General features: G+C 36.0%; 5 protein-coding genes. All 5 read left to right on the top strand.

Going from position 1 to position 4,073, the window contains the following annotated elements:
- Positions 1 to 113 precede the first annotated feature (113 nt).
- Positions 114 to 380, top strand: a complete 267-nt coding sequence (locus RYP29_RS08405; RefSeq protein WP_005377360.1) for a membrane protein — start codon at positions 114 to 116, stop codon at positions 378 to 380.
- 165 nt (positions 381 to 545) lie between these two features.
- Positions 546 to 1,187 (top strand): hypothetical protein, encoded by a 642-nt coding sequence (locus tag RYP29_RS08400; RefSeq protein WP_311533080.1) that lies wholly within the window; start codon positions 546 to 548, stop codon positions 1,185 to 1,187.
- A 51-nt stretch (positions 1,188 to 1,238) separates the two neighbouring features.
- On the top strand, positions 1,239 to 2,255 hold the full coding sequence (locus RYP29_RS08395) for an AraC family transcriptional regulator (RefSeq protein WP_311533078.1): 1,017 nt from the start codon (positions 1,239 to 1,241) through the stop codon (positions 2,253 to 2,255).
- A gap of 319 nt (positions 2,256 to 2,574) precedes the next feature.
- Positions 2,575 to 3,477 (top strand): L(+)-tartrate dehydratase subunit alpha, encoded by a 903-nt coding sequence (gene ttdA, locus RYP29_RS08390; RefSeq protein ID WP_024062027.1) that lies wholly within the window; start codon positions 2,575 to 2,577, stop codon positions 3,475 to 3,477.
- Positions 3,477 to 4,073, top strand: a 597-nt coding sequence (gene ttdB / locus RYP29_RS08385; RefSeq protein WP_311533074.1) for a L(+)-tartrate dehydratase subunit beta, incomplete at its 3' end; no start/stop codon positions are given. The genes ttdA and ttdB, both read left to right, overlap by 1 nt.

The raw sequence follows: 4,073 nt of genomic DNA, 5'->3' as shown, positions 1-4,073 counted from the left end.
GATTTTACCTAGAAAACTACCTTTTAATATGGATAGTTATATCGTCCGAAACGAGTAGAATATGATTCATCAGATAACAAACACGTATTGATTTACTAATTTTGGAGGATATAATGACTCGTATTAAATTCATGGAAAACGTAGGTAAAGTTGCAACAGTTACAGCCGTAGCAATGTATGTATCTTATTTCCCACAAATTATGAATAACCTAGCTCATCCAGGCACAGGCGATTGGATTCAACCACTTGTAGCAGCTATTAACTGTACATTATGGGTGGCCTATGGTTTATTTAAAGAACATAGAGATATTCCAGTTGCATTGGCCAATGCACCAGGTATCTTCTTCGGTTTAGCAGCAGCTATTACAGCTCTTATGTAATTTCGCATATAAGAGATCAACATTGAACACTCGCATCGTAGACTATAATAAATAGATAATTTTAATGATGCTGTTGACCGTCGTTAACCATATATATCATAATAAATGCATCCCTTATATTAATAGGGGATGCATTTTTGATATAAATAATGGAGAGATGTATTTGTGATTAATAGTACTGATTTCGTAAGTGTATATAGACAAATTTTTAATGCAGTAATACGACCTAACTTATGGTTACCATACTTTCAAGCAAGAGGGACGATAAAGGAAGCTATAAAAGCACTTATATTTTATATAGTATTAATGCTATTAATTATGAGCTTAGGGAGTATAAGCGTTAATTTATTAAAACCTGAATCTACAACAACATTAGTTGAACTTTTAATTAATCCTACTCTTGCAATGCATATAGTAGGTTCATTTGTAACTTTTGTCATTATGTCTGTTGTGTTCGTGCCTATCTTTTTATTGATAGCAAGAGGGGCCGACGCAGCATTAACATTAAAACGAGTTTTTATGGTGTATTTATATGCTTATTCTGAAATATTTTTAGTTAAGAGTATAGAGTTATTTATTTTTTCCCTTATGTCTATTTTGGTACTGACAAATATTGTTAATATGGTTTTTGCAGGCGCAGTAATTTTGGGGACAACCTTAACCTGTGGACTTTTACAGATAGTGCTGTTTTTAAAAACGTTTAAAATAGTTCTTGATATTCCATATTTGACAATAGTAGTAGCCGGTGGAATCGGTGGAGGTATTTCTATGTTTGTACTATCTCTATTAGAGAAAATTGGGTTTTAAAAATCAAAAACTATAATTAGTGTTTGATTTATTAGGGAGAATTTTGTAGTTATGGATTACTTTTACTATACCTATAAACATAATCATATCGATTTTAGTAGCCATATATATAAGGTAAGTACTTATCATTATAACTGGCATGGAGAAACTGAGATTCTTATTCTCTTAAAAGGGCGTATTGAGATGAGTTGTAATAGTGAGGTTTTTACAATGGAGCCTCTCGACTCTATCATTATTTCCCCTCAAGTGGGGCATGCGACGTTGGCATTAGAGCAGGATACGACGGCATTGGTTATTCATGTAGGTAAGGATTTCTTTCAACAGTTTGATCCGAACTTTGGGATGTATCAATTTGTAGTACGTTCAGATAAAACAAATCGCCACAATCGATTTTTTACATCTTTACGCCATCATGCAGCTATGATGATGTTATTGATGGCTGATGGTGAAAGCCCAGATAATCGGTTGTGGTTAGAGCATCATTATTTGTCATTAGCTAGTAATCTATATAGTGAGATTGATGCAGTTAAGTTGATGCATGGTAAGCCTGTTGATATGACGGTGGCTACCTTCGATAAGATGATTGCCTATATAGATAAAAATTATCAGCAAAAGATTGAATTAGAAGATATTGCCCAAATCGGTGGTTATAATGTGAACTATACATCTCAGTTTTTTAAACGCCAATTAGGTGTTTCTTTTCTAGAATATGTGTTGCGCTTGAGATTGCGTGAGGCCACTGTTCGTTTGGCTAACTCTACAGATAGTGTGGCTCATATTGCTAGTGATTGTGGATTTGCAGATATTAAAGCCTTTAATGTGTCCTTTAAAAAGCATTTTCATACGACACCTTCAGAATACCGTAAGCAAGCGAAAGAGCTGGGGCGTAAGACTAAGCTGCATGACTGGAAGGAAATGATTTCTACTCAAGAACAAGATATTATAAGAATACTAGAATCTTTCGTTCCTTATCGCGATGATTTGCAATATAAGGTTGAGTTAGATAAAGCCAATCAAAAGTTACAAACGGTAAAGAAACAACTTAAATCTGTTGTGGAGGAATTATAATATACAATCATTAGGTATAGGTGATTTTGTATATGCCGAAATTCTACTAATTTATATGGTAAAAGAGCACTGCTTTTCGATAGCAGTGCTCTTTTTTGTACGTTCATATAGGCGAAATTGTATATTTATGATAGTACAAAAAAGGATGATTAGGGGGATTTTGTATGAGTTTAATAGACTTTTACCAATGAAAATGAACTTGTAAATTGGATAGTTATATCCTGAAAAAAGAGTACAATGAAATCATCGAAAGGAGCTAAGGTTCCGATACAAAATAAATGCTAAGTTTTAAATAATGAAGTCCTGTTGGAGGTTTACGATGAGTACGAAAGAACAACAAGTACAAGAGATGACGAATGTCATTGCCAAGTTCATTGCTTATATGGCAAAGAAATTACCTGATGATGTGGAAGCTAAAATTAAAGAATTGGCAGCCGATGAAAAGAATCCATTAGCTAAAACAATTTATGAAACGATGCATAAAAATATGGACCTTGCGTATGAATTGAATCGTCCTTCTTGCCAAGATACAGGGGTATTGCAATTCTGGGTGAAAGTAGGTTCTAACTATCCATTAATCGGTGAATTGGAAGAAATTTTGCGTAATGCTACATACCAAGCTACACAAGATGCACCACTTCGTCATAACTGTGTTGAAACATTCGATGAATTTAATACAGGTAAAAATATTGGCCGTACAGCACCATATATCATGTGGGATATCGTACCTGATCGTGATGATGTAGAAATTTTCCCATATATGGCCGGTGGCGGTTGCTCCTTGCCAGGATCTGGTAAAACATTGATGCCAGGCGAAGGTTATGAAGGGGTAGCTAAATTCGTATTGGACTTGATGACAAGTTATGGTTTGAATGCATGTCCTCCATTATTGGTTGGTGTAGGTATTGCTACATCTATCGATACAGCAGCGGTTATGTCCAAAAAGGCTTTGATGCGTCCTGTATCCTCTAAGGCTGAAAATGAAAAAGCAGCATATATGGAACAATTACTAGAAGATGGTATTAATGCATTACATCTTGGACCTCAAGGTATGGGCGGTGATAAATCCCTTATGGGTGTAAACATCGAACATGGCTCTCGTCATCCATCTGTAATTTCTGTAGCTGTTAACGTTGGCTGCTGGAACCATCGTCGCGGACATATGGTATTTGATAAAGACGGTAAGTACGAAATTCTATCTCACAAAGGAGTGACATTCTAATGGCTAAACATATTTTGACAACACCAATCCAAGCATCTGATCTTGAAGGCATTAAAGCAGGGGATATTATTTACTTAAATGGTCACATCACAACATGCCGTGATGTAGCTCATCGTCGTCTTGTTGAATATGGTCGTGAATTACCAGTAGATGTTCGTAACGGTGCCATCTTGCATGCTGGTCCAATCGTGCGTGATCATGGGGATGATAAATTCGAAATGATTTCCGTAGGTCCTACTACATCTATGCGGATGGAAAAATTCGAATATGAATTTGTAAAACAAACAGGTGTACGCCTCATCGTTGGTAAAGGTGGAATGGGCCCTGAAACAACTCGTGCATGTAAAGATTTTGGTGCTCTTCACTGCGTATTCCCAGCAGGTAATGCCGTACTTGCTGCTACAGAAGTAGAAGAAATCGAGTCTGCTAACTGGCGTGAACTCGGCATGCCTGAAACCTTGTGGACTTGCCGTGTAAAAGAATTCGGTCCACTCATCGTATCCATCGATGCAGAAGGCAATAACTACTTTGAAAATAAAAAAGTAGAATACAATGCGAAAAAAGAAGAAGTGTTAGAAGAAATCTATAAACACGTA

Origin of the sequence: uncultured Veillonella sp. (genome assembly GCF_963534045.1) — a bacterium.
Classification (GTDB): Bacteria; Bacillota; Negativicutes; order Veillonellales; family Veillonellaceae; genus Veillonella.
This window is presented reverse-complemented; position numbering and strand designations above follow the sequence as displayed.